This window comes from Saccharothrix sp. ST-888 (genome assembly GCF_000955975.1).
Classification (GTDB): Bacteria; Actinomycetota; Actinomycetes; order Streptomycetales; family Streptomycetaceae; genus Kitasatospora.
This window is the reverse complement of record NZ_JYJF01000280.1, coordinates 1-1,271: the sequence shown is the minus strand read 5'-3', so window position 1 is coordinate 1,271 and position 1,271 is coordinate 1. Positions and strand designations below refer to the sequence as shown.

1 protein-coding gene and 1 pseudogene are annotated in these 1,271 nt (G+C 68.3%); both read right to left on the bottom strand.

All coding sequences use genetic code 11. From position 1 onward, the window contains the following. A pseudogene (locus UK12_RS32625) lies at positions 1-225 on the bottom strand (hypothetical protein); the annotation flags it as partial. A gap of 42 nt (positions 226-267) precedes the next feature. After that, a partial coding sequence (locus tag UK12_RS32620; RefSeq protein ID WP_045306827.1) for a L,D-transpeptidase occupies positions 268-1,271 on the bottom strand: 1,004 nt, incomplete at its 5' end.

Here is a 1,271-nt window from a genome sequence, read left to right as displayed (position 1 = left end):
GCTCAGCTTGCCGCTCGCCACCGACACCTTCAGCGCACCCGACGGCTTCACGTCGCTCGCACCGGTCTTCGGCTCGATCGCGATCTGCGCCGCCGACACGGTCGGCTTCGGCGACTCGGCGATCCGGGCCGCGGCGTCACCGGAGGCCCCGCCGCCGCCCGCGCTGCAGGCCGCCGTGGTCAGCACCAGTACCCCTGCGGTCAGGCCCCCGCGGATCAGCTTCATGTCCCTGTCCTCCCCTACGCGTTGGTACCGGCGGTGACCGGCCTACCAGTTCTTCCAGTCGAGGTTCCAGCCGCTCAGACCGTTGTCCGGCTTGACGTCGTCACCCACCGAGTTCTTGACCGTCACCACGTCACCGACGATCGAGTCGGCGTAGAACTTGCCGGCCGGGGTGCTGTCGTCGCCCTTGTCACCGGGCGCGTCCCGCAGGCCGATGCAGCCGTGGCTGACGTTCTCGTGGCCGAAGACGCTCGCGTCGGACCAGTTGTTGCCGTGGACGTAGGTGCCCGAGTCGGTCAGCCGCAGCGAGTGCGGGACCGGGTGCTTGTACGGGGTGCCCTCCAGGCCCGGCACGGTGGAGGAGTCCATGACCGCCGAGCCCTCGCGGGCCTCGATCACCATCGTGCCGTTGTAGGCGTTCCAGGACTTCGGCGAGGAGGCGCCGGTGCTGATCGGGATGGTCTGGACCACCTGGCCGTCCTTCTCGACGGTCATCTGGTGGCTCTCGGCGTCGACCGTGCTCTGCTTGTCCCGGCCGATGGTGAAGGTCTCGTCGCTGTCCACCCCGCCGTAGACGTCGGGCGCGACCTCGACGCTCTTCAGCCGGTAGTGCACGGTCACCTTGGTGCCCGACTTCCAGAACTTCTCCGGCCGGAAGTCGATCCGCTGGTTGCCGAACCAGTGGCCCTTCACCACGGTGCCGTCGCTGGCCTCGAACGTGATGTTCTTGACCACGTCGTCCTTGTTCTTGACCGGCTTCTTGAAGTCGAGCCGGACGATCATGCCGACACCGTAGGTGGCGTTGTCGCCGATGTTGTCGTGCGGGCCGGCATCCTGCTTCGGGGTGAGCGTGCTGAAGCTGCTCTCCGCCGTCGCCACCACGCCCTTGTCGTCCGCCGCCTGGGCGGTGACCTTGTACTGCGAGGCGACCGACAGGTTCGCCGAGGGCGCCCAGCTGGCACCGTCCGCGGATATCGCCCCGGCCACCTCCTTGCCGGCCTGGTCCGTCACCGTGACCTTGCTCAGCTTGCCGCTCGCCACCGACACCT